The organism is Janthinobacterium sp. P210006 (genome assembly GCF_036231885.1).
GTDB lineage: Bacteria > Pseudomonadota > Gammaproteobacteria > Burkholderiales > Burkholderiaceae_D > Janthinobacterium > Janthinobacterium violaceinigrum.
This window is the reverse complement of sequence record NZ_JAZARD010000004.1, coordinates 775370-800634: the sequence shown is the minus strand read 5'-3', so window position 1 is coordinate 800634 and position 25265 is coordinate 775370. Positions and strand designations below refer to the sequence as shown.

Sequence of the window (25265 nt, the reverse complement as noted above, 5' to 3'; positions counted from 1 at the left end):
AGCAAGCTCCGTGCTGCCGTTCGACTTGCATGTGTAAGGCATGCCGCCAGCGTTCAATCTGAGCCAGGATCAAACTCTTCAGTTTAATCTCTGTTACTTTGCCCTTTTACAGGCACCATCATTGCTGATGGGTCGCTCACTCAAAAAACTGACAGGCTACTTCCGAAGAAGTATCCTATTTCATTATTTCTTGTGAACATTTGATATTTTAAGTTTGACGCTGCTTACGCAGCGCTGCACTTACATCAAATGCCCACACTTATCGACTGTTAATTGTTAAAGAACTGTATTCGGTACTGCTTTCGCGCTATCGACAAAGCGTTGTGTTTGTCAGCTGCGAAGAAGGAATAGTATGAAGCAATTTACTACGTCCGTCAACTCCTTCTTTTTACTACCCAGCCCCGGAAGGCTGTCCCTTTTGTGCCGCAAACTAGTGCGTCTCATTGGGGAGGCGAACTATAGCAAAGCGCCCCTGTAGAAGCAAGGCTTTTCCGGGGTATTTGCGGCCAGCTGCTACAATTTCGCCCCCTCAGCGCAAATCCGCGTCCATCCATAGAAGATTCACCATGAAACAACAAGCTCAAGGATCAGGCCTGACCCTGAAACGAGCTGGCTTTACCACTGGCTTCGGCGTGCTCGCCGCCACCCTCGGTTCCGCAGTCGGTCTCGGCAATATCTGGAAATTCCCTTACCTGACGGGTGCCAATGGCGGCGCCGGCTTCCTGCTCATCTATCTGCTCGCCACCTTATTAGTAGGACTGCCCGTGATGATCGCGGAAATCACCCTGGGGCGCCGCGCCAAGGTCAATCCGATTTCCACCATGGAACAGCTGGCACCGAAGGGCAAGCCCTGGTGGCTGGTCGGCGTCATCGGCATGGCCGCCGCCTTCCTGATCGTCGCGTTCTATTCGGAAGTGGTGGGCTGGGTGTTTGCCTATATCGCCAAGGCCATCGACGGCTCCATCCTCAGCAGCGACAAGCTGGTGACGGAAGCGGCCTTCGCCTCCCTGATCAGCAATCCTTGGCAATCGCTGTTCTGGCAATGGGGCGTGCTGCTATTTATTGGCGGCATCTTGATGCTGGGCGTGACCAAGGGCATCGAAGCGATCGCCAAGAAACTGATGCCGCTGCTGTTCCTGCTGCTGCTGCTGCTCTGTGCGGTCAGCCTGTCGCTCGATAAAGCGGGCGAAGGCCTGGCGTTTCTGTTCCGTCCCGATTTTTCCAAGCTGACGGCGTCCGTCGTGCTGACGGCCATGGGCCTGGCCTTCTTCAAATTGTCTGTCGGCATGGGCACGATGATGACCTACGGCAGCTATTTCCGCGATGACCAGAATATCCCCGTGACCACCTTGCGCGTGATGGCGGCCGACCTCGGTGTATCGATGCTGGCCGGCATCGCCATCTTCCCCGCCGTGTTCACGTTTGGCTTCGCCCCCAGTGCGGGACCGTCGCTGGTGTTCATCACCATCCCCGCCGTGTTCTCGCAAATTCCCATGGGACAAGCCCTGATGGTGGTGTTCTTCATCCTGGCCGCCGTGGCCGCCACGGGCGCAATGCTGTCGCTGATGGAAGTGCCCGTGGTGATTTTCCACGAATGCTTCGGTTGGACGCGCACCAAGTCCACCATCGTGACCATGCTGCTGCTGGCCGTGCTCGGTTCCGTGTGCGCCCTCAGTAACAGCAGCCTGGCCGATTTCAAGCTGTTCAATTTGAATATGTTTGATCTGTTCGACTTTGTCTCGTCGAATATCTTCCTGCCCGTGGGCGGCATTGCGATTGCCTTGTTTACAGGCTGGGCTTGGGGCAAGCAGCATTTCATTGAAGCGATCAGCAATCACGGCCAGTTGCAAAACAAAACCCTGGCGCATGTGCTGCTGTTCCTGCTGCGCTTTGTCTCGCCCGTGCTGATCCTGATCGTGATGCTGAAAGGTTTACAGGTCTTCTGATCAGAGTACCCGGGTGTAGGTCTGGCGCACCAGCACCCGGTCGCCGCAATCGAAATGCCACCATTCGCTGTTGATGCCGAAGAAGCCCGCCTGGAACATAGCGTCGCGCAACAATCGGCGATGCGCCACTTGCTCCTCCGTAATTTCCCCCTTTTCCAGCAAAACCAGCTCCAGTGCCGGGTGCGAGCGCTCACTCAGGTCGTCAAAACCCGTGCCCATATCCAGCTCCTGTCCGTCAGGACCCACGATGGTGATGTCGAGCGCCATGCCGAACGAGTGGATCGAGCCGCGCGACGGCTCGGCGATATAACCGAGCAACTCCGTTCCCTGCAGCGCATCCCACAATTGCTGCTGCACCCGCTGCGGGCGCAGGGCGTCGAGCACCAATAAATGATGGTCGGGGCGCTGCGCGGCCAGCCAGGCCACGGCCTGTTCCAGCGCGGCGGCCGCGTCGCGGTGCAGCCAGGCGCAATCGATGGGGCTGTATAAGTCGCGGCCCACGAAATTGTCGGGCGTGGCGTAGCGCAAATCGACGGCGATGCCGGCGATGCTGCTCAGGTGGCGAAATTGCGGATCGCTGCCGACCGCTTCCAATTGCAAACTTGCAACAGACATCAGACTCCTCTTTCCAGGCAATTGCGCGCCGCCACGCCGATGCTGTCGGCCAGGCGCCGCGCGCCATGCGACAGTGGCGAGTGGCTCGCCGTCAATAAATACAGTTGGATGGGGATCGTGGGCGCCCAAGGCCGGCGCTGCAGCCGCTCGGGTGAACCGGACGCAGCCGTGAATGGATCGACCACGGCCATGCCGGCGCCCGCTTCCACCAAGGAACGGGCAATTTGATAGGTCTGCACCACGGTGGAAAACACGGGGTGAATGTCCTGCGCCTCGCAGGCGGCCACCACCAGTTCGCCCAGCGGATCGTTGTCGGCATGGCCGATCAGCTCGCCGTTCAGGCCATGCGCCGTCAACGGGGTGCCGCAATCGGCCGCATGCCAGGTGCCGGCAGGCGCGATCACCGTCATGACGCCTTGCGCAATCGGTTCGGCCACGATACCCGGATGGCGCGGGTCTTGCAGCGACACGGCCAGGTCCGCTTCACCCAGGCGCAGGGTATTGACGATCTCACCCGTATGATGGGTAGCCAGCTGGCAACGCGTGTGGGGAAAGTCGCGCCGCCACTCCGTCATGGCGAACGGCAAGACGCTGATGGCGAGCGTCGGCGTGGACACCAGGCGGATGGTTTCCACCGCATGGCCCTTCAGGCTGGCTGCCAGGCGGCGGATGCCCAATAAATCGCGGTTGAGTTTTTCCGTCTCGACAAACAAACGGTGCGCCTCGGGCTTCGGGTACAGCTTGCCCCGCACGCGCTCGAACAGCGGCATGCCCAGTTGCAATTCGCAATGTTGCAAGACCTTGGTCACGGCCGGCTGCGAGATATGCAGCACCTGGGCCGCGCCGCTGATGGTGCCAACTTGCATGATGGCGTGAAATACTTCGATATGACGCAGCCGCATGAGCTATTCCTTTACCTTGCCGTGGCCACCAGGGCCGTCCATGTTCAGCATATAAGAAAAAGTCATGGGCTGGAACGGCCGTGCTACTTTGTTGCAACAGCCGGGGCCGGCGTCGTCAGTACTTCCAGCAGGGCCGCCGTTTCGCCATCGGGCGTGCCGTCGAACAGCTTGTTGCGGTATTTCATCTGGAAAGCGATCAGCACATTGCGCGTTGCTTCGTCGAACACGCCTGTAGTCGGCGTGGCATAACCGTGCTGGGCCAGCTTCTTCTGGAACCAGACGGCGTCCGGCACCTGCTGATCAAAAATCAGGCGTTGCGTGGCGACACGGTTGGCGTCCGGCCACACGATCAGGCCCGCATCGGCCAGCTGGCGCCATGGGAACAACGGGCCCGGGTCCTGCTTGCGCTGCGGGGCGATCTCGTTGTGGCCCAGGATGTTTTCCGGCGCGATGTTGTAGCGGGCCTGGATATCTTTCAACAGGGGGATCAGTTCATCGATCTGGGCCTGCGGGAATGGATACCAGAGGCGGCCTTCCGGCGTGTCCTTGTAGCCTGGGTTGACAATCTCGATGCCGATCGAGCTGACATTCAACTGTGTATACGTCTTCCAGTTACTTACACCCGCGTGATTGGCCTGGCGCGATTCGTCGACCAGCACGTAAAACTTCGGCTTGTCCGTGTCGGTCAACAAATAATGGCTGCTGACCACTTGTTCCGTCAGGATCTTGATCGAGCGGGGCAGGTCGCTGACCGTGTAATGGATGACGATGAATTTCACGCGCGGGCTCTGGCTGCGCGCATTCAAGCTATGGTCGAGGTGCGGCGCGGGCGTGGTACAGGCGGAGAGCAGGGCCACCAGCAGGGCGAGGGCGATTTTTTTCATGAAAGATCCGTGTCCGGGTTAATAAAATAGTCAGTCTTTGCCAGCATACAAGCTGGCCGTCCTCGCTGCCAGCTTGGCCGCGGCCTCATGCGAACGAGCAACTTTTTGCTCCATCGTCAACGATACAGGCAAAGCGGCGCGCATGGCTGCCGCGATGGCCGGGTGCAATTGCGCCGCGCGGCCCGCCAGCACCACGGGACGGGGACCGTAGCGCGCCGTCAGGGCCAGCGCCAAGCGCGCCAGTTCCTGCCCCGCACGCTGCAAGATGTCCAGCGCCAGCGGGTCGGCTTCCGCACTGGCGGCCACGGCCAGGGCCAGCCGGCCGATGGCGCCCCGGTCCTGGCCATACATGAAGGCACGCGACAGCGACCAGTCGCTGCCGCCCAGTTGCGCAAACACGGCCTGGGCCATGGGAGAGCCTTGCCAGCTGCCGGGCGCCTCGTCTTCGCCGCGCCAGATGTGGCGCAAGGCTTCGCGCGCGATCCAGTAGCCGCCACCGCCATCGTCGAGCAGCACGCCACGCCCGCCCGCGCGGTGAAACACGCCATCCGCATCGATCCAGGCAGCGATCGACCCCGTGCCAGCGTAGACCAGATAACCTTGGCCAGGTTCAAAACTGTCGCGATAAGCGATGTCGATATCATTGCCCAAGCGCACGTCGCTGGCGTCCAGCGCCAGCAATTCTGCCAGCATGGGCGCCAGCGCCGCATCGTCGCCGCCAAAACCCGTCAAGCCCGCCACCACGGCGCGGGGCTGGCCGATGGCCAGCACGGCCTGGCACAGCCGGGTAAACGTGGCGTGCACGGCTGCGCGACCCGCATCGCTGCTCATTTGCAAGGCAGACAAGCCTTCCACGGCGCCGTCGGCCACGATGGCGCCGTCCACGGTGGCCAGGGCCCAGCGCGTCTGCGTGCCGCCCGCGTCGATGCCCAGGCCCAGCACGGGCGCTGCATTATTGGCTGTAGGGAAGGAAATCATGGCATGAGTGTAAAGCCAAGCTGGGCTTGCAGGCATGAAAGCTTGCGCATGTTTCATGCCTGCAGGTTATGGACTACCGGTGATACGGCAAAGTTACTTGGCAGCCGTCGTAAACGGTTCGCGCACGGTGACGCGGGGGCTTTCATTGCCGAGACGATCCACGGCGCTGACGACCACCGCATTGACTTTGCCAGTGGCATCATCGACCAGGGTCAGCTCGCCTTGCACGCCCGTGACCACGGTAAAACGCCAGTCTTCGCCGTAGCGGGCCCAGACGGCGTACTGCGCCACGGGTTTGCCGCCGCCCGCCGCCAATTTGACGTTCAGGCTGGTGGAATCGCGGCGCAAGGCCAGCACGGGCGTAGCGGGCGCCTCCTTGCCCAGCCACGGCGTGGCGGGAATCAGGGCGGGGCTTTGATACACGGTTGCCTTGAGCTGGTCGCTGACACCTTTGCGGTTCTGCATCAGCGGCACCATGCTGAAATGCACCTGGCCATTCGCGCCGGGGCGCGTGCGCGTCACTTCGATCTGCTTGATGATCTCTTGCGGCGTGAAGGACTTGGCGGAATTGTCGATCCGGCTCGTATATAGACCCGGCCACACGTGGCGGCCATACGGATTTTGCGCCAGCCAGTAGTCGAGCAGCACGCCAAACGCTTGCGGCGCCTGCGCCACGGGCCAGTACAGCTGCGGCGACAGGTAATCGAGCCAGCCCTTGGCCAGCCACAGTTCCGCATCCGCATACAATTTGTCGTACTGGCTGAAGCCGACGATGCCGGCAGGGCGGCGGTCCGGACGGCCGATGCCGAACGGGCTGATGCCGAAACGCACCCAGCTCTTCTCGCGGTGGATGCCTGTATACAAGGCTTCAATCAGCTGGTTGACGTTCTGGCGGCGCCAGGAAGCGCGGTCCAGCTGACCACCGGCCAGCAGATATTGCTGCCAGGAAGGCTCATCGGGAAACGGCAGTTCGCGCTTGGCGCCGCCACTGCCCGCGTCCAGCGCGGCCGTTTCCGCGCCGGCGCCGGCGCCAGGCGCATCGATCGGATATGGATAAAAGTAATCGTCGATGTGCACGCCGTCGATATCGTAGCGGCGCACCACGTCCAGCACCACGTCCGTCGTGTGCCTGGAGGCAGCGGCGTCGCCCGGGTCCATCCACAGGTAGCGGCCGTATTGCTTGACGGATGCCGGGTTGGTGGACGCGAAACTGTCGCGTGCCAGCGGCGACTTGGCCGTCGCGTGGCGGGCGCGGTAGGGATTGAACCAGGCGTGCAATTCCAGGCCCCGCGCATGCGCCTGGGCCACCCAGAAGGCCAGCGGGTCATACAGGGGCAACGGCGGCTGGCCTTGCTTGCCGGTCAGATACTCCGACCACGGCTCCAGCTGCGAAGGATAAATCGTGTCGGCGCTGGGCCGCACCTGCAGCACAATCGCGTTCAGATTCAAGGACTTGGCGCGGTCGAGGATGGCCAGCGCTTCCGCTTGCTGCTTGGCGACCGGCAAATTGCTGCGGCTAGGCCAGTCGATATTGGCCACCGTCGATACCCAGGCGGCGCGGAACTCGCGCGGCGCCGGCGGCGGCACTTCGCCCGTAATGTGCTGCACGGGCGGCACGGCCGGCAAGCCCGCTTCTCCTGGCGCCACGGCGGAAGGCATCTTGGTGCTGGTACAGCTGCTGAGCAATGTGGCGGTGGCCAGCGCGGCCAGCACGCCCGCGCTGGCGCCCAGGCGTTTTTTAAAAGTAGACAACAAAACAATTCCTTGCAGTGGTGGAGCGCAGGTCTATCGGTGGGGCATTTTACTGTGCGCCCGCCATCCTTGCGGGCGCACAGTTCAAAAGAATCAGGCCTTGGCCTTCTTGCCGAATTCGGGATCGATCTTGACCAGCGCGGCCATGATGAAAGCGGGAATGGTGGCGATGCACACCCAGATGAAGAAGTGCTGGTAGCCGAGCATTTGCTGAATCCAGCCGCTGGCCATGCCCGGCAACATCATGCCCAGAGCCATGAAGCCCGTGCAGATGGCGTAATGGGCCGTTTTATGCGCGCCATCGGACACCATGATCATGTACAGCATGTACGAGGCGAAGCCGAAGCCATAGCCGAATTGCTCCAACGCAATGCCACCGGCGATCACGTAGATGCTGCTGGGCAAGGCCGTAGCCAGGTAGACGAAGACCAGGTCGGGCAAGTGAACGGACAGCACCATGATCCACAGGCAGCGTTTCAAGCCGAAGCGAGAGATGATGAATCCGCCCAGCAAGCCGCCCAGGGTCAGGGCGATCACGCCGATGGTGCCGTAGACGAGACCCACATCCTCGGTACTGAGGCCCAGGCCGCCCTTGGCGACGGGGTCGAGCAGGAAAGGCGCGGCCAGTTTCAGCAATTGCGCTTCACCGAGGCGGAACAGCAGCAAAAAGCCCAGGATGACCAGGATATCCTTCTTCTTGAAGAAGGCGGCAAACGTGGCGACGAACTCTTGCAGCGGAGACACGCCGGCGTCCTGGATGCTGGGCCGGTCATCCTTGGGCTTGGGCAAAATGAAATAGTGGTACAAGAAGAGGGCGATGAACAAGCCCGCCAGAATGGCGAACACGACGGACCAGGCCAGCTGCACATTGCCCGTCGCATGCGTCAGATAGCCGGCCAGATACACGAGGCCGCCCTGGCCCGCGATCATGGCCAGGCGATAAAACGTGCTGCGCACGCCCACGAAGGCGGCCTGCTGGTGCTCTTCCAGGCCCAGCATATAAAAGCCGTCGGCGGCAATATCATGCGTGGCAGAACTGAACGCCATCAGCCAGAAGATGGCCAGGCTGATCTGGAAAAAATGGGGCAGGGACGTCGTCAGGGCCACCAGCGCCAGCGCGGCGCCGATCACCAGCTGCAAGCCGACGATCCAGAAACGCTTGGTGCGGTACATGTCGATGAAGGGCGACCACAGGGGCTTGATGACCCAGGGCAAGTACAACCAGCTTGTATACAGCGCGATATCCGTATTGGAAAAGCCGTAGTTCTTGTACATGATCACGGACAAGGTCATGACCACGACATAGGGGATACCCTGGCCGAAATACAGGGAGGGGATCCACAGCCACGGCTTATTTGACGGCTTATTCGCGCGCGCCGGGGCGGTTTGTTTCACAAGCTCCATACATCCTTCTTGGTCTCCCAGACAGAAGAATGCCGCGCCATCGGATCACGCCGCCAGTGCCGCCCGCACACTGCCGTCCGCGCCGGCCAACAATGCCTGTGCCTGGTTTGTGTTGATTTTTTTGATCAAGGCAACAATTGCCACCTTGACGTGAAATTGGCATTGCTCCAGCACGGTCCTGGCCTGCACTTCGCTGGCGCCGGTGGCATGCATGGTCAGACGCACCGCCCGCCAGATCAGCTTGGCGTTGGTCGGCTTCAAGTCTACCATCAAGTTTCCGTAAGTTTTATGCAAACCGACCATCAAGGCACTGGAAATCGTGTTCAGGGTGATTTTTTGCGCCGTGCCCGCTTTCAGGCGGGTGCTGCCGGAAATGACTTCCGCGCCTGTATCGAGCACGATGCCGCAGTGCGCCTCGTGCGCCACGGGAGTGTCCACATTGTTGGCGATGCCGATGGTCAAGGCGCCGGCCTTGCGCGCGGCCAGCAGCGCCCCCAGCACATACGGCGTGGCGCCGGACGCGGCCAGCAGGATCGCCACGTCATTGACTTGCGGCTGCAGAGCCAGCAAATCCTTTTCGCCTTGCGCTAAATCATCTTCCGCCCCTTCGACGGCCGTGAACATGGCGCCCGTGCCGCCAGCCAGGATGGCGACGGCCCGCTCGGGCGGCCAGGAAAACGTGGGATTCAATTCAACGCTGTCGAGCACGCCCAGGCGTCCCGACGTGCCCGCGCCCACGTACAGCAGGCGTCCGCCCGCAGCGATGCGGGGCAGGGCAGCCGTGATGGCCGCCCCGATCTGCGGCGAGGCCAGCCGCACGGCTTCGACGGCCCAGAACTGGTCATCGACCAGCGCCGCCACCAGTTGCTCCACCGGATACAGGTCCAGATCCGGATGCCGCCGGCTCGGGGTTTCAGTTTTCAACATGATTTTCGAACATGGTTGAAGGTGAAACCAGTTTAATACCAACGAGCGGGATCAACCATGAAAGGATGGCAGGCGGGCATAACGGGAGTTTATGGCTGGTGCAGGAACGTGGTGTATTACTTGTACTTCGATACGGTGCCGTTTGTGTCTATACTTCAGCTCGACGCCAACATCCACGACACGCCCATGATCGCTCGCCAATTGCTGTTCCTGTTTAGCGCCCTTGGCGCCATCAACGGCATTTTCCTGGCCGTCTATTTTTTCAGCCGCCGGCCCCGCTGCCTGGCCGACTGCATGCTGGGCGCCTTGCTGCTTGCCGTCGGGGTGCGCACCGCCAAATCCGCCTTCCTCTACTTCAACCCGGCGATCGCCATCGAATTCCGCCAGCTGGGCCTGTCGGCCTGCCTGCTGATCGGTCCCTTGACCTATCTCTATGTGCGCGCTTTCGTGGCCGGGCTCGCGCAACTGCCTGCTGGACAACAATGGCGCTGGCATCTGGGCTTGTCCTTTCTGCTGATCGGCATAGGCGTTGCCTTTCCGTATTCCGCGTACCGTTCGGTGTGGGACCTGTCGAGTCATGCCATTCATGTGTTCTGGCTAGGCTACCTGCTGGCAACCGCCAGGCTGCTCTGGCAAAGCCGCCGTGCATGGTGGAACGAGGGACAGCGGATGGCGACCAGCAGCGTGCTCCTGCTGAGCGTTTTTGCAGGCAGCTGTATCATGCTGGCGGCGTACGCGAGCACGCCGTTCACGTCCTATATTGTCGGCGCCTTGTCGTTCACCTTCTCGCTGCATGTGGCGGTCATGGTCTTTCTGCTGAGAAAGGAAAGCCTGGCGCCATCCGAACCCAGGCAGAAGTACCAGAATAACCGCCTGGCGCACGAAGATACGCTTGCCGTGCTGGCCGCGCTGGAACAACAGATGAGCGGGCAGCAATCCTATCTGAATCCGAACCTGACCCTGGCCCAACTTGCCAAGCGGGCGGGATGCACGCAGGCGCAGGTGTCTCAGGTACTGAATGACAAGCTGGGCAAGAGCTTCACTACCTACGTCAACGAATACCGTATCGCCGAAGCGAAACAGGTATTGAGCGACGAGCCGCAATTGAACATGGATACCGTTGCCGAACGCTGCGGGTTCAATTCCAGTTCCACCTTCTACTCGACCTTCAAGAAAGTGACTGGCCAGACTCCCGCCAGCTTCCGCGCCCAATCCAGCCAGGCGGCCAGGGCCATTTCCGCGTAAAACCACTCCGGAATCGCCATTCCGGAGTCTGAAATCATGTTTGGCGACATCAATTCCCCGGCACTTCGATAAATTATCGAGCACCAGCGACCAGCATCGGTCGTTGCTCCGATAAACGTCATTCTTCATTCGAAGGTATAGCCATGATTCAGTTTTTATTGCGAACGGTATTCGCCTGTTGCTTGTTAAGCATCACCGCCGCCGGCACCGCCGCAACCGCAGACCAGGACGAAAATGCCATCCGGGAGACCGTGCGCCTGTATCTGCATGGCACCAGTTTCAACGTACAGGAGGAGATCAACCAGGCCTTTTATGCAGGCTCCCGCCTTTACCTGGACGGTAAAAACGATGCGGAATGGGAGTTGAGCGGTCCCGAATACGCCAAACTCTTTTCCAAAGAGAAAGCAATGCAATTCAATGGGCGCCACGGACGCTTGATCAAGATCGACGTGAGCGGCAAGGTGGCCACCGCCAAGGCCGAGATCCACATTCCCCAGCAAGGGGTCCGCTATGTGGATGTCTTTCTGTTGAAAAAGATCGCCGGCAACTGGAAGATCGTCAGCAAGTCGGCAGATCGCGAGCCAGCAGCCCCGCGCCAGGCACGCAAGGTGCTGCTGGTGGTGTCGAATGTGCATCAATATCCGGGTACAAAGGTTAACGCAGGCAATAATTTTCCCGAACTGGCCTATACCTATGATGCATTTCGCAAAGCAGGGTATACCGTCGACTTCGTCAGTCCCGAGGGCGGCGCCATTCCCCTGGAAATGATCGTCACGTCGGACCAGCTGCTCAAGAAGCATCTGTACGACAGTGATTTCATGTGGGCACTGGCCCATACCAAGCCCGTCTCCGAGATCAAGGCAAACGACTATGCAGGCATGGCCTTCGTCGGCGGCGGCGCGGCCATCGTCGGCATCCCGGAAAACAAGGCGCTGCAGGACATCGCCTTGCGTATCTACGAACAACAGGGTGGGGTGATCGCGGCCATCTGCCATGGCACCGAGGGCATCAAGAATCTGAAGCTACGTGACGGTACTTTCCTCATCCAGGGCAAGGTGCTCACCTCGTTCCCCGATGCGTTTCTCAACAAGGAATCGCCGGTATACAAGGCCTATCCCTTTTCGGCAGAAGCCAGCATCAAGGGCCATGGCGGCATCTTCAGGCACGGCGCCAACGGCAAGAGTCACGTCGAGGTCGATGGCCGGCTGGTGACGGGCATGAGCTGGGAATCGTCCGTTGGCGTGGCGGAATCCATGATCCGCCTGATCGAGCAATAAATTTACGGCGCGCGGCGCATTTCCGCCACGAAGTCGTAATGATCGCTGCGGCAATACGAATGCGTGAGTTCCACCGCTTCGCCCGATTCCAGATAGGCGATGCGCGTGATAAACAGCACGGCCTGCCCATCGGGGATGCCCAGCTGCTTGGCCAGCACGTCCGTCGCATTCATGGCGCGGATGTGCTGCAAGGCGCGCACGGGCGCCTTCTTGATACTGCTCAAGTATTCGTACAGGGAGTCGCCCACGGCGCCCGGGTCCGACACCACGCTGAACGGCAGCACGCTCACTTCATACGCCATCACCACGTCGTCAGCCAGGCGCAAGCGCTCCAGGCGCGCCACTTTCGTGTTCTGCGCCAGGCCCAGGCTCAGCTGTTCATCGCTGCTGGCGATGACAACATCGCGCTTGAGCCAGCGCGAGCCGGGGCGGTAGCCGCGCTGCTGCAGCTGCTCGGAAAAGCTCGACAGGTTCGACAGCGGCTGCTCGATGCGCGGGGCAATATAGTTGCCCGACCCACGGCGGCGCACGACGAGGCCTTGCTCGACCAATTGATCGATGGCCTTGCGGGCAGTCACGCGCGATACGTCGAGCAGTTCGGACAGGGTACGTTCGGATGGCAGGGCCTGGTCTACCTGGTAGCGGCCGTTGCGTACGTCATCGCTCAGCTTGCGGGCGATCTGCATATATAAAGGCGAATTGTCATTTAAATCGACCTTGAGTTCTACGCTGGTCTGGCTCATACAGTTCTCCTTGTCCTCCTAGTGTAATAGCGATGGCGCCTGCGCGTAGCCCGTCCACCCATGAATAAATGGAAAATGACCATAAATAACGGTTATACACTTAAAAAAACAATGTTTTACCGTACGTATAGCTTTGCATTATAGATAAATAAGCAATTTTCATTAGCGTCGCAAACCATCCCGGCCTATGCTGGTGGCGCCTCCACCACACTGCGACACAGGGAAACATGCACAATAAAATGACGGGTTTGCTGGGCTTGCTGCTACTGGGCACGACCTGGACCGCGCTGGCCGCACCGCCCGGCAGCGGCGCCGACACGACGGGACAGGACGGCCAGCCGCGCACGCTCGATGCCACGCTGGCCGCCATCGTCGACGACCCGGCCCACCCGCTGGCCAGCCTGTCCGTGCTGGCCATCCGCCAGGGCAAGGTGTCGTATCAGCAGCAATTCGGCTACCGGCACATGGGCGCCACGCCGGCGGACAGCTTGCCCGTGACGCCGGCCACCCTGTTCCGCATCGCTTCCGTCTCGAAGATGATGACCACCCTGGGCCTGATGCGCCTGGTCGAGCAGGGCAAGCTGAGCCTGGACCAGGACGTGGGCGTCTATCTGGGCTTTTCCCTGCGCAACCCGCACTTTCCCCAGCAGCCGCTGACCCTGCGCAGCCTGCTCAGCCACACATCCTCCTTGCGCGACGCGGGCGGCTATGCCTGGGGTCCCGAGCGCAGCTTGCGCGACGTGTTTACAGCAGGCGGCGACCTCATGTGGGATGCGGCCGCGGCACCGGGCCGCTATTTCACGTATGCCAACCTGAACTGGGGCGTGATCGGCACCGTGATGGAAAAGGTCACGGGCGAGCGCTTCGACTTGCTGATGCGGCGCCTGCTGCTCGATCCCCTCGATGTGCGCGGCGGCTACAACCCGGCCGCCTTCTCCGCGGACGAGGTGGCCAATACGGCCACCCTGTACCGCAAGCGCACGCTGGACACGGAAGTGTGGCGGCCGGCAGGTCCCTGGATTGCCCAGGCCGACGATTTCCACGCCCGCGCGCCCAACGCGCCGGCCGGCCTGGCGCACTATGCGATCGGCAGCAACGCCACCGTCTTCAGTCCCACGGGCGGCTTGCGCATCTCCGCCGCGGGGCTGGGCAAGGTCATGCAGATGCTGCTCGACGGTGGCCGCCATCAGGGCAAGCAACTATTGCAGCCAGCCAGCATCGCCCTGATGTTTGGCCGGCAATGGCAGCTGGCGCCAGACGCCGGCAATGGCGCCAGCGAGCGGGGCCTGTACCGCGCCTGGGGCCTGGGCAACCAGCAGTTCGATGCGGTGGCGGGGCAGGGCAATGGCCTGGCCGAGGGCGCCAGCTTCACGGCCGTGGGCCACTTGGGCGACGCGTATGGGCTGGTGTCCGCCTTCGTGCTCGATTTCAAGAACCGGAATGGCATGGTGATGCTGGTGGGCGGCACGGGCAGCGACCCCGCGCAGCATGCGGGCACGTATTCCGCCATGGGGCGCAGCGAAGAGCGGATACTCACCGCGCTCTACCGTGGTGCGATTGCCAACAATGAATCCTTGCATTGAAATGGTGCATTCCTGAAAGTTATGGCTGCACCATGATGTTTCATTGGCTGCGTTGGCGGCCAGCCTCTAAGCTCTTCCCGAATGCTCTCGCACCATGGGAGCGCAACGCAGCGAGGCAACATGCAGCAACAAGTCATCATCATCGGCGGCGGCATCGTCGGTCTGACATCGGCCTGGTGGCTGGCCGAGGCCGGCTACAAGGTCACGGTACTGGAACGCAACGAACAAGTGGCGATTGCCGCCAGCTACCGCAATGGCGGCCAGCTCAGCTACCGCTATGTGGCGCCGCTGGCCGATGCGGGCATCCCCTTCAAGGCCCTGCAATGGCTGCTGCAGAAAGACGGCCCGCTGCGCTTCCGTCCCGAAGCGGACTGGCGCCAATGGCGCTGGATGGCCAGTTTCTTGCGCAATTGCAACAGCGCCAGCAATGCGCGCACGACGGCCAAGCTGCTGCAATTGGGCGAATGGAGCCGCGCCGGCATGGCTCAGCTGGAATTGACGGTGCCGCCGGAAGCATATGCCTGGCGCGATGCAGGCAAGCTCATCGTCTACCGCACGCCCGCCATCTTTCAGCGGGCCGTGGCGCGGCCGGAATCGGAAGAGGCGCGCCTCGTCCTGTCGCCGTCTGAAGCCGTGCAGCGCGAACCGGCGCTGGCGGCCCTGCAGGGCGCCCTGGCCGGCGGCATTTTCACGCAGGGCGAGGCAGTGGCCGATTGCCACGCCTTTTGCCTGGCGCTGGAAGCGCGTTTGCTGCAGCATCCGAACTGCTCGCTCCTGCTGAAAGGCGAGGCGCGCCGCCTCGTCACGCACAAGGGCAGGATCACGGGCGTCGACACCAGCCTGGGCCTGCTGCAGGCAGATCACTATGTGCTGGCGGCCGGCATCCAGAGCCGTGACCTGGCCGCCACGGCGGGGATCTACCTGCCCCTGTATCCGCTGAAAGGCTACAGCCTGACGGCGCCCATCCGCGCGCAAGACCAGGCGCCCGAGATCAGCATCACGGATTTCGAGCGCAAGGTGCTGTATGCACGCATCAAGGGCGACCTGCGCGTGGCCGCCATGGTCGACATGGTGGGCGCCGACAACAGCATCGACTGGGGCCGCATCGCCGGCCTGACGCGGCTGGCGCGCGAAGCCATGCCGCACGGCGCCGATTACGACCAGGCCACGGCCTGGGCCGGCCTGCGCCCCGCCACGCCGAACAGCGCGCCGCTGGTGGGCGCCAGCAAATACGCGAACCTGTGGCTGAACGTGGGCCATGGCCCGCTGGGCTTTACCTTTGCCGCCGGCACGGCGCGCATCCTGGCCGATCTCATGGCCGGCAAGGCGCCGCCGTTCGCGCTGGACTTCCTCAGCCCGCGCAAATAGGCGGACGGGCAGCGGCGGCGACCGGCGCCGCCGTTATGGCGGATAATTGCGGAACTTTCCTGTTCCCTTTTTCCGTTCCTGATAGCCAGCGCATGCCCACATCCCCGAAATCTGCCGCCTGCCCCTGTGGCGGCGCCTCCTACGCCAGCTGCTGCGGCCCGTATATCGCGGGCGATGCCGTGCCGCCCACGGCCGAAGCCCTGATGCGTTCGCGCTACACGGCCTTCACCTTGCGCGATGAAGCGTATCTGCGCGCCACCTGGCATGCCAGCACCTGTCCCGCCGACGCCTTGTTTGCCGAAGAAGAAAAAGTCCACTGGCTGGGACTTGAGGTAAAATCTGCTTTACGTTTACGTCAACGTAAAGCAGAATCAGCAGATCAAGCCGAAGAGATATACCGCGACAGCGTGGAATTCGTGGCCCGCTACAAGGTCAACGGCCGCGCGCACCGCCTGCATGAAGTGAGCCGCTTCGTGCGCGAGGCGGACCAGCGCGGCGATGGCGCCCTGCGCTGGTTTTATCTCGACGGCAGTTTTCCCGAATAGCGCGACCCGAGAGACCGGGCGATAATAAAAGGAACCGCAATGCCGCACATCGAAAGCAAACTCAATCCGCGCAGTGAAGATTTCAAGGCCAATGCCGCGGCCATGCAAGCCATCGTCGACGATCTGCGCGACAAGGTCGAGAAAATCGCGGCCGGCGGCGGCGAGGCAGCCGCTGCCAAGCACCTGGCGCGCGGCAAGCTGCTGCCGCGCGACCGCGTGCAGATGCTGCTCGATCCCGGCACGCCCTTCCTCGAGTTTTCCCAGATGGCGGCCTACGCCATGTACCAGGACGCCAAAGGCGTCGATGCGGCGCCATCCGCCGGCATCATCACGGGCATCGGCAGGGTCTCGGGCCAGGAATGCGTCATCGTCTGCAACGACGCCACCGTCAAGGGCGGCACCTACTACCCGATGACGGTGAAAAAGCATTTGCGCGCCCAGGAAATCGCCGACCAGAACAACCTGCCCTGCATCTACCTGGTCGATTCGGGCGGCGCCAACCTGCCGAACCAGGACGACGTCTTCCCCGACCGCGACCATTTCGGCCGCATCTTCTACAACCAGGCGAACCTGTCGGCCAAGGGCATCCCGCAAATCGCCGTGGTGATGGGTTCTTGCACGGCGGGCGGCGCCTATGTGCCGGCCATGAGCGACGAATCGATCATCGTCAAGGAACAGGGCACGATTTTCCTCGGCGGCCCGCCGCTGGTGAAAGCGGCCACCGGTGAAGTGGTGACGGCCGAAGACCTGGGCGGCGGCGACGTGCACACGCGTTTGTCCGGCGTGGTCGACCACCTGGCGCAGAACGACCTGCATGCACTGTCGCTGGCGCGCACCATCGTCTCAAACCTGAACCGCAAAAAACCGCAGCAGATGGACTTGCGCGCATCCGTCGAGCCCAAATACCCGACGCAGGAACTGTATGGCGTGATCCCCGTCGATACGCGCAAGCCGTTCGACGTGAGGGAAGTGATCGCGCGCATCGTCGACGGCAGCGATTTCGACGAATTCAAGGCCCGCTACGGCACCACCCTGATCTGCGGCTTCGCGCACATCTACGGCGTCAAAGTCGGCATCATCGCCAACAACGGCATCCTGTTCTCCGAGTCGGCCCTGAAAGGCACGCATTTCATCGAATTGTGCTGCCAGCGCAAGATCCCGCTCGTCTTCCTGCAAAACATCACGGGCTTCATGGTGGGCCGCAAATACGAAAACGAGGGCATCGCCCGCAATGGCGCCAAGATGGTCACGGCCGTGGCGACGGCCGCCGTGCCGAAGTTCACGGTGATCATCGGCGGCAGCTTCGGCGCCGGCAACTACGGCATGTGCGGCCGCGCGTTTTCGCCCCGCTTCATGTGGATGTGGCCCAATGCGCGCATTTCCGTCATGGGCGGCGACCAGGCCGCGTCCGTGCTGGCCACCGTCAAGCGCGACGGCATCGAAGGCAAGGGCGGCGCATGGAGCGCGGACGAGGAAGCGGCCTTCAAGCAGCCGATCAAGGATCAATATGAACACCAGGGCCACCCGTACTACGCCACCGCGCGCCTGTGGGACGACGGCGTGATCGACCCGGCCGACACCCGCATGGTGCTGGGCCTGGGCCTGTCGGCCGCGCTCAACGCGGAAATCCCGGACACGAAGTTCGGCGTATTCCGCATGTAATCGGCAGGCAAGGGAGAAAACCATGGAATTTGAAACCTTAAAACTGGTCATCGAGGGCAATGTCGCCACCGTGACCCTGAACCGCCCCGACGTGCGCAACGCCTTCAACGAGACGACGATCGCAGAACTGGCGCGCGCCTTCGAGGGACTGGGACGCAGCGACATGGTGCGCGCCATCGTGCTGGCGGCCAATGGCGCCGCCTTCTGCGCCGGCGCGGACCTGAACTGGATGAAGAAGATGGCAGGCTACACGCATGCCGAAAACCAGGCCGACGCGCTGCAGCTGGCGCAGATGCTGCGCACGATTTACCTGTGCCCGAAACCCGTCGTGGCGAAGATCCAGGGCGACTGTTATGCGGGCGGCATGGGCCTCGTCGCCGCATGCGATATCATTCTGGCTGCGGAAGACGTGCATTTCTGCCTGAGCGAAGTGCGGCTGGGACTGATTCCCGCCACTATTTCACCGTATGTCATCAAGGCCATGGGCGAAAACGCGGCACGCCGCTATTTCCTGACCGCGGAGCGATTCTCCGCGCAAGAGGCGCTGCGCATCGGCTTTGCCCACGAGGTAGTCGCTGGCGACGCACTGGACGCGAAAACCGCCGAAGTGCTGAAAGCGCTGACGAGCAACAGCCCGCACGCCGTAGCGCAAGCGAAAACGCTGGTGCGCGAGATCGTCGGCCAACCCGTCGACGATGCGCTGCTGGCGGACACCGCCGAGCGCATCGCGCAGATCCGCGCCTCGGAGCAGGGACGCGAAGGCGTGCAATCGTTCCTCGACAAGCGCAAGCCGAGTTGGCTCATGGGCTAGTTAATAGTCCAGAGCTCATGGACCAAGAATATTCATTGGAGCAGTTTTGAAAGCAGAAAAACAATCGGGCTGGGTCGAACGCAGTCTGCGCAGCGTGTGGCATCCGTGCACGCAAATGCAGCACCACGAGACGGTTCCCCTCATCCCCGTCAGCCATGGCCGCGGCGCCTGGCTGTACGACCACGAAGGCCGACGCTACCTGGACGCCATCAGCTCCTGGTGGGTGAACCTGTTCGGCCACGCGAATCCCCGCATCAATGCGGAACTGAAGGACCAGCTGGACCGGCTGGAACACGCGATGCTGGCCGGTTTCACGCATGAACCCGTGATCGAGCTGTCGGAAAAACTCTCCGCATTGACCGGCGGCGTGCTCGGTCACAGTTTTTATGCGTCCGACGGCGCCTCGGCCGTGGAAATCGCCCTGAAAATGAGCTTTCACGCGTGGCGCAACAGCGGCAAGGGCGACAAGCAGGAATTCGTCTGCTTGAAAGGCAGCTACCACGGCGAAACCATCGGCGCCCTGGCCGTCACGGACGTGGCCCTGTTCAAGGATGCCTATGGCCCCTTGCTGCGGGCAACGCAGACGGTGATGTCGCCCGACTTCCGCCAGGCGGCCGAAGGCGAAACGGCGCAGGACGTGGCGCGCCGCGCCGCCGCCGACGTAGAACGCCTGTTCCAGCAAAAATCCGAAAAAATCGCCGCCATCATCATCGAACCGCTGGTGCAGTGCGCCACCGGCATGGCCATGCACGACCCGCTGTACCTGTCGCTGGTGCGCGCCCTGTGCGACCGCTATCAAGTCCACCTGATCCTCGATGAAATCGCCGTCGGCTGCGGCCGCACGGGCACTTTCTTTGCCTGCGAACAGGCCGGCATCTGGCCCGACTTCGTCTGCCTGTCGAAAGGCATCAGCGGCGGCTACCTGCCCCTGTCCCTGGTGATGACGCGCGAAGACATCTACCAGGCGTTCTACAGCACCGACGTGCGCCGCGGCTTCCTGCATTCGCACTCGTACACGGGCAACCCGCTGGCCTGCCGCGCAGCGCTGGCGACGCTCTCCATCTTCGAGGAAGACGATGTGCTGTCGGCCAACCGGGTGCGCGCCGCCAAAATCACGCAAGCGCTGGCGCCGCTGGCGCAGCATGAAAAAGTACACAATTTCCGCCAGCAGGGCATGATCTGGGCGTTTGACGCCGTCGATGCGGCGCCCGATTTCTCGCGCCGCTTCTTCAGCACGGCGCTGGAACACGAACTGTTGATGCGCCCCATCGGCTCCACCGTCTACCTGATGCCGCCGTACATCCTCGACGACGCAGAAATCGCGGGCCTGGGCCAGCAGACCCTGGCCGTCTTCAACCATGTGATCGGGGCCTGAGATGGAACTGATCGCCCGATTACAACAGCAGCTGCAAGGGCTGGAAGAGCGCAGCCTGATCCGCCGCCGGCGCACCGTTGACACGCCGTGCGCGCCGCGCCTGACGGTGGACGGCCGCGACATGCTGGCCTTTTGCAGCAATGACTACCTGGGCCTGGCGTCGCATCCGCGCATCGTGGCGGCGCTGAAAGAGGGCGCCGACCTGTATGGCGCCGGCAGCGGCGCTTCGCACCTGATCAGCGGCCATAGCCGCGCCCACGCGCAGCTGGAAGAACGCCTGGCCGCGTTCGTGGGCGCCAACCTGGAACACGCGCGCGCCCTGTATTTCTGCACCGGCTACATGGCCAATTTAGCTGTGCTGACGGCCCTGTCGGCGGGCGATGCGGAGACCGAGATTTTTTCGGAAGCGCTGAACCACGCTTCGCTGATCGACGGCACGCGCCTGGCCCGCGTGAAAACGCGCGTGTATCCGCATGCGGACCTCGATGCCCTGGCGGCCCTGCTGGCGGCCAGCACGGCACAGACGAAAATCGTCGTCACCGACAGCGTCTTCAGCATGGATGGCGACCTGGCGCCGCTGCCCGCGCTGCTGGCCCTGTGCGAGCAGCACGGCGCCTGGCTGGTGGTCGACGACGCGCACGGTTTCGGCGCGCTGGGCGAGAACGGCCGGGGCGCACTGGAACACTTCGACCTGCATTCGCCCTACCTCGTATATGTGGGCACCCTGGGCAAGTCTGCCGGCGTGGGCGGCGCCTTTGTGTGCGCCCACGCAGCCGTGATCGACACCCTGATACAAAAGGCGCGCCCATACATCTTCACCACGGCAGCGGCGCCCGCGCTCGCGCATGCGCTGCTGGCCAGCCTGGACATCATCGCCGGCGAAGAAGGCCGGCAGCGCCGCGCCCACCTGGCGGCGCTGGTGGCGCAATGGAACGAAGGCTTGCAGCTGCAGCGCTGGCAAGCCTTGCCGTCGCTCTCCGCCATCCAGCCCGTCATCGTCGGCGACAATGCGGAAATGATGGCCATCGCCGCCACCCTGTACGAACAGGGCCTGTGGGTCGGCGCCATCCGCCCGCCCACCGTGCCAGCCGGTACGGCGCGCCTGCGCGTGACCCTGTCGGCCGGCCACACGGCGCAGGAAGTGGCGCAATTGATCAACGCAGTCAACACCCTCGAAAGGACTCGCCATGAGCCTTGATGACCCCATCGTGGCCGAGGTGCTGGCGGACCTGGCGCCGGCCGTGCAGCCCGCGCCCGCCGCCACCGGCCTGCCATCGCACTTTGCCTGTTTCGTCACCGGCACCGACACGGAAATCGGCAAGACATTGACGTCGTCGGCCCTGCTGCATGCGCTGGTCGCGCGCGGCGTGCGCGCCTGCGGCATGAAACCTGTCGCCGCCGGCGCAGAAATGCGCGACGGCGAGCTGCATAATGAAGACGCCGACAGCCTGATCGCCGCCGGCAACGTCACCATGCTGCGCAGCCTGACCACGCCCTACATGCTGAAGGAACCGGCGGCGCCGCACATCGCCGCCGCGCTCGAAGGCGTGAGCATCGAGTCCGTGCCCATCCTGGCCGCCTACCTGGAAATCGCCGCCGCCTCGGACGCCGTGGTGGTCGAAGGCGTGGGGGGCTTCCGCGTGCCGCTGTCGCCCGGTTTCGATTCGGCCGACCTGGCGCAGCAGCTCGACCTGCCCGTGATCCTCGTGGTCGGCATGCGCTTGGGCTGCATCAGCCAGGCCTTGCTGACGGTGGAGGCCATCGAAGCGCGCGGCTTGCGCGTCGTCGGCTGGGTCGCCAACACCCTGGAAATGGAAATGCGCTTCCTCGACGAAAATATCGATGCGCTGATCGAGCGCATTCCGGCGCCGCTGCTTGGCAGGGTGCCGCGCCTGGCGCAGCCCAGCGCGGAAGCGGCGGCCGCCTATCTCGATTTCACCGGCTTGCCCAACTGGCCGGCGCAGCATCCAAACAACTGAACGTATCCAAAAATAGAAACGAAGGAATCACCATGTCTCACGTCCAAGAAGCAGCAAAAACCGTCGAACTGCACCGCCCTGCGGCGCGCATCACCGTGCCGGAAGCGGCCACCTGGCCCGTCGCCGACGTACTGGCCCTGTTCGACCTGCCATTCAATGACCTGATGTTCCAGGCCCAGCAAACCCACCGCGCCAACTTCCCGGACGGCGACGTGGAACTGGCAACCCTGCTGTCGATCAAGACGGGCGGCTGCGAGGAAGACTGCGGCTACTGCCCGCAGGCGGCCCGCTACGACACGGGCGTGGAAGCGAAAAAAATCCTCGACATCGACACGGTGCTCGACGCAGCCCGCCAGGCCAAGGCCAACGGCGCCACGCGCTTCTGCATGGGCGCCGCCTGGCGCAGCCCGAAAGAGCGCGACATGGAAAAAGTCGAAGAGATGGTCAGCAAGGTAAAAGCGCTGGGCCTGGAAACCTGCGCCACCCTGGGCATGCTGGAAGAGGGACAAGCCGACCGCCTGAAAAACGCGGGCCTCGATTTCTACAACCATAACCTCGATACGGCGCCCGAGTTCTACGACAACGTCATCTCCACGCGCGAATACCAGGATCGCCTGGATACCCTGGGCCGCGTGCGCGAAGCGGGCTTGAAGGTATGCTGCGGCGGCATCGTCGGCATGGGCGAAACGCGCTTGCAGCGCGCGGGCCTGATCGCCCAACTGGCGAACCTGAATCCTTATCCGGAATCGGTACCCGTCAACCACCTGGTGCAGGTGGAAGGCACGCCGATGTACGGCCTGGAAGCGCTCGATCCGTTCGAATTCGTGCGCACCATCGCCGTGGCCCGCATCACCATGCCGAAGGCGCGCGTGCGCTTGTCGGCGGGCCGCCGCCAGATGGGCGAAGCCGTGCAAGCCATGTGCTTCCTGGCCGGCGCCAATTCCATCTTCTACGGCGACAAGCTGCTCACCACCGACAACCCGGAAGCGGAAGACGACCGCACCCTGTTGAATAAACTGGGCTTGCAAACGCGCGGCGCCATGCTGGACTCGGTGCAGAAAGAGAAGTGCGGCTGCTGATCGAAGTCAACCGGGGTCAGACCCGCCGGGTCTGACCCCAGCTTTTGCTTTTGGGTTAAACAAGAACCCAACGTCTGTCCTGCCGGGGTCTGACCCGTCGGGTCAGACCCCCAAAAAAAACTTCCAGCCACGAGCTGCAAAGAGAGAGACCATGTTCACTAAAATCCTGATCGCCAACCGCGGCGAAATCGCCTGCCGTGTCGCCGCTACCGCGCGCCGCATGGGCATCCAGACCGTCGCCGTGTATTCGGAAGCGGACGCCAACGCCAAGCACGTTGCCGTGTGCGACGAAGCCGTCCTGATCGGCCCCGCGCCGGCCAAGGAAAGCTATCTGTGCGGCGACAAGATCATCGCCGTGGCGCTGGCGACAGGTGCGCAGGCGATCCATCCCGGCTATGGCTTCCTGTCCGAAAACGCGGATTTCGCCGACGCCTGCCATGCGGCGGGCCTCGTCTTCATCGGCCCGCCGGCATCCGCCATGCGCGCCATGGGCTCGAAGTCGGCCGCCAAGTCGCTGATGGAAAAAGCGAATGTACCGCTGGTGCCCGGCTACCACGGCGAGGAACAGGATGCGGACTTCTTGCACGGCCAGGCGGACAAGATCGGCTACCCCGTGCTGCTGAAGGCCTCGGCCGGCGGCGGCGGCAAGGGCATGCGCGTCATCGACAACAGCGCCGACTTCAAGGCCGCGCTGGCCTCGTGCAAGCGCGAAGCGATCAGCTCTTTCGGCGACGACAAGGTGCTGGCCGAAAAATACCTGTCGCGTCCGCGGCATATCGAAATCCAGGTGTTTGCCGACACCCTGGGCAACTGCATCTACCTGTTCGAGCGCGATTGCTCGGTGCAGCGCCGCCATCAAAAGGTGCTGGAAGAAGCGCCGGCGCCGGGCATGCCTGCCGACCGCCGCGCGGCCATGGGCGAAGCGGCCGTCGCTGCCGCCAAGGCCGTCGGCTACGTGGGCGCGGGCACGGTGGAATTCATCGCCAACCAGGATGGTTCGTTCTACTTCATGGAGATGAACACGCGCCTGCAGGTCGAGCATCCGGTGACGGAAATGATCACCGGCACGGACCTGGTGGAATGGCAGCTGCGCGTCGCCTTTGGCGAGCCGCTGCCGAAAAAACAGCATGAACTGGCCATCCACGGCCACGCCATCGAAGCGCGCATCTACGCGGAAAACCCGGAAAAGGGTTTCCTGCCGTCGATCGGCACCTTGCGCCACATGCAGTCGCCGTCGGCCGTCACGTTCGAGCTGGGTGGCACGGTGGCTCCGGCATCCGTGCGCATCGATTCGGGCGTGCGCGAAGGCGACGCCATTTCGCCGTTCTACGACCCGATGATCGCCAAGCTAATCGTCTGGGGCGCGGACCGCCGCGAAGCGCTGGCGCGCATGGCGCAGGCGCTGGCCGACTACCAGATCGTGGGCCTGGCCAGCAATATCGCCTTCTTAAAGCGCTTGGTCGAAGGCCAGGCATTTGCCAGCGCGGACCTGGACACGGGTCTGATCGAGCGCAATCAGGAGTCGCTGTTCCCCGCCTTGCAGGCGGCGCCCGACACGGCCCTGGCGCTGGCGTCCGTCGCCCTGCTGCTGGAAGAAAAATCGGCCGCCGAAGCGCAATCGGCCAATCGCGCCGACCCGTGGGGCAATGCCCTGGGCTGGCGCTTGAACAGCACGCTGGGACGCAGCCTGGCGTTTGCCGATGAATTCACCCATGCCGGCGACGGCAAGGCCTATGCCGCGCGCATCGCCTACCAGACGGATGGCTGGCTGTTCAACGGCCAGGCCCTCAGCTTGACGGCGCGCACAGGCAACGAGCTGCACATCAAGCTGGGCGAACGCGCCGTGCATGGCACGGTCCTGCGCGACGGCGAGCAGTTCCACGTGTTTAGCAGCGGCTTGCACTACACCCTGCATTACAGCGACCCGATGGCGCATGCGGGCGAAGTGGAAGCGGAAGGCGGCCGCCTGACGGCGCCCATGCCGGGCAAGGTCGTCGCCGTGCTGGTCAACCAAGGCCAGGACGTGAAAAAGGGCGAACCGCTGGTCATCATGGAAGCGATGAAGATGGAGCACACGATCGCCGCGCCGCACGACGGCCTGGTGGAAGAAGTGCTGTACGCCGTCGGCGACCAGGTAGCCGATGGCGCGCCGCTGCTGGCCTTCAAGGCTGCCGCATAAGGAGCGCTCTT

21 protein-coding genes and 1 rRNA gene are annotated in these 25265 nt (G+C 62.9%); 13 read left to right on the top strand and 9 right to left on the bottom strand.

All coding sequences use genetic code 11. The features are described from left to right. A 16S ribosomal RNA gene (locus VPH41_RS23370) occupies positions 1-85 on the bottom strand; the annotation flags it as partial. Positions 86-566: 481 nt separating this feature from the next. Here VPH41_RS23370 and VPH41_RS23365 point away from each other — a divergent pair. Further along, positions 567-1946: a sodium-dependent transporter gene (locus tag VPH41_RS23365; RefSeq protein ID WP_328571658.1), complete on the top strand. Its 1380-nt coding sequence runs from the start codon at positions 567-569 to the stop codon at positions 1944-1946. Here the strand turns inward: VPH41_RS23365 and VPH41_RS23360 are convergent, their stop codons facing one another. From VPH41_RS23360 to VPH41_RS23330, 7 genes are all read right to left on the bottom strand, one after another. Further along, positions 1947-2561: a M15 family metallopeptidase gene (locus VPH41_RS23360; RefSeq protein WP_328571657.1), complete on the bottom strand. Its 615-nt coding sequence runs from the start codon at positions 2559-2561 to the stop codon at positions 1947-1949. It lies immediately after the preceding gene. Next, a complete protein-coding gene (locus tag VPH41_RS23355; RefSeq protein ID WP_099408255.1) occupies positions 2561-3463 on the bottom strand; it encodes a LysR family transcriptional regulator in 903 nt (300 codons plus the stop codon). Before VPH41_RS23355 ends, VPH41_RS23360 begins: the two co-directional genes overlap by 1 nt. Positions 3464-3546: 83 nt before the next feature. Continuing rightward, positions 3547-4347 (bottom strand): N-acetylmuramoyl-L-alanine amidase, encoded by an 801-nt coding sequence (locus tag VPH41_RS23350; protein WP_152258963.1) that lies wholly within the window; start codon positions 4345-4347, stop codon positions 3547-3549. Between the two features lie 30 nt (positions 4348-4377). After that, on the bottom strand, positions 4378-5325 hold the full coding sequence (locus VPH41_RS23345) for a BadF/BadG/BcrA/BcrD ATPase family protein (RefSeq protein ID WP_328571656.1): 948 nt from the start codon (positions 5323-5325) through the stop codon (positions 4378-4380). Between the two features lie 93 nt (positions 5326-5418). After that, positions 5419-7080: a glycoside hydrolase family 10 protein gene (locus tag VPH41_RS23340; RefSeq protein WP_328571655.1), complete on the bottom strand. Its 1662-nt coding sequence runs from the start codon at positions 7078-7080 to the stop codon at positions 5419-5421. Between the two features lie 90 nt (positions 7081-7170). Then, positions 7171-8481 carry an MFS transporter gene (locus tag VPH41_RS23335; RefSeq protein ID WP_328571654.1) on the bottom strand — a complete coding sequence of 437 codons (1311 nt, stop codon included), beginning with the start codon at positions 8479-8481 and terminating at the stop codon, positions 7171-7173. 45 nt (positions 8482-8526) lie between these two features. Next, on the bottom strand, positions 8527-9408 hold the full coding sequence (locus tag VPH41_RS23330) for an N-acetylmuramic acid 6-phosphate etherase (protein ID WP_328571653.1): 882 nt from the start codon (positions 9406-9408) through the stop codon (positions 8527-8529). A gap of 57 nt (positions 9409-9465) precedes the next feature. Here VPH41_RS23330 and VPH41_RS23325 point away from each other — a divergent pair, with 57 nt between their 5' ends. Next, positions 9466-10653 (top strand): helix-turn-helix transcriptional regulator, encoded by a 1188-nt coding sequence (locus tag VPH41_RS23325; protein ID WP_328571652.1) that lies wholly within the window; start codon positions 9466-9468, stop codon positions 10651-10653. A 143-nt stretch (positions 10654-10796) separates the two neighbouring features. Beyond that, positions 10797-11930: a nuclear transport factor 2 family protein gene (locus VPH41_RS23320; RefSeq protein WP_328571651.1), complete on the top strand. Its 1134-nt coding sequence runs from the start codon at positions 10797-10799 to the stop codon at positions 11928-11930. 2 nt (positions 11931-11932) lie between these two features. Here the strand turns inward: VPH41_RS23320 and VPH41_RS23315 are convergent, their stop codons facing one another. Further along, positions 11933-12673, bottom strand: coding sequence for a GntR family transcriptional regulator (locus VPH41_RS23315; protein WP_152258956.1), 741 nt, complete (start codon positions 12671-12673; stop codon positions 11933-11935). 227 nt (positions 12674-12900) lie between these two features. Between VPH41_RS23315 and VPH41_RS23310 the strand changes: the two genes are divergently transcribed. From VPH41_RS23310 to VPH41_RS23265, 10 genes are all read left to right on the top strand, one after another. Next, the gene (locus VPH41_RS23310) at positions 12901-14256 is read left to right on the top strand and encodes a serine hydrolase domain-containing protein (RefSeq protein WP_328571650.1); all 1356 of its coding nucleotides are present in this window, start codon (positions 12901-12903) and stop codon (positions 14254-14256) included. Between the two features lie 81 nt (positions 14257-14337). Next, entirely contained in the window at positions 14338-15624 is a 1287-nt protein-coding gene (locus tag VPH41_RS23305; RefSeq protein ID WP_328571649.1) for a D-amino acid dehydrogenase, read from the top strand. Positions 15625-15716: 92 nt separating this feature from the next. Then, a complete protein-coding gene (locus tag VPH41_RS23300) occupies positions 15717-16169 on the top strand; it encodes a YchJ family protein (RefSeq protein WP_328571648.1) in 453 nt (150 codons plus the stop codon). 39 nt (positions 16170-16208) lie between these two features. Beyond that, on the top strand, positions 16209-17831 hold the full coding sequence (locus tag VPH41_RS23295; protein WP_099403917.1) for a carboxyl transferase domain-containing protein: 1623 nt from the start codon (positions 16209-16211) through the stop codon (positions 17829-17831). Between the two features lie 22 nt (positions 17832-17853). Further along, complete coding sequence (locus VPH41_RS23290) at positions 17854-18642, top strand: enoyl-CoA hydratase/isomerase family protein (protein WP_328571647.1); 789 nt, start codon at positions 17854-17856, stop codon at positions 18640-18642. A gap of 46 nt (positions 18643-18688) precedes the next feature. Continuing rightward, a complete protein-coding gene (bioA, locus tag VPH41_RS23285) occupies positions 18689-20017 on the top strand; it encodes an adenosylmethionine--8-amino-7-oxononanoate transaminase (RefSeq protein WP_328571646.1) in 1329 nt (442 codons plus the stop codon). 1 nt (position 20018) lies between these two features. Beyond that, positions 20019-21215 carry an 8-amino-7-oxononanoate synthase gene (bioF, locus tag VPH41_RS23280; protein WP_328571645.1) on the top strand — a complete coding sequence of 399 codons (1197 nt, stop codon included), beginning with the start codon at positions 20019-20021 and terminating at the stop codon, positions 21213-21215. Continuing rightward, the gene (gene bioD, locus VPH41_RS23275) at positions 21205-21996 is read left to right on the top strand and encodes a dethiobiotin synthase (protein WP_152284822.1); all 792 of its coding nucleotides are present in this window, start codon (positions 21205-21207) and stop codon (positions 21994-21996) included. The genes bioF and bioD overlap by 11 nt, the downstream gene beginning before the upstream one ends. Positions 21997-22028: 32 nt before the next feature. Then, on the top strand, positions 22029-23075 hold the full coding sequence (bioB, locus tag VPH41_RS23270) for a biotin synthase BioB (RefSeq protein WP_152258947.1): 1047 nt from the start codon (positions 22029-22031) through the stop codon (positions 23073-23075). A 151-nt stretch (positions 23076-23226) separates the two neighbouring features. Then, positions 23227-25254, top strand: a complete 2028-nt coding sequence (locus VPH41_RS23265; RefSeq protein WP_328571644.1) for an acetyl/propionyl/methylcrotonyl-CoA carboxylase subunit alpha — start codon at positions 23227-23229, stop codon at positions 25252-25254. Positions 25255-25265 lie beyond the last annotated feature (11 nt).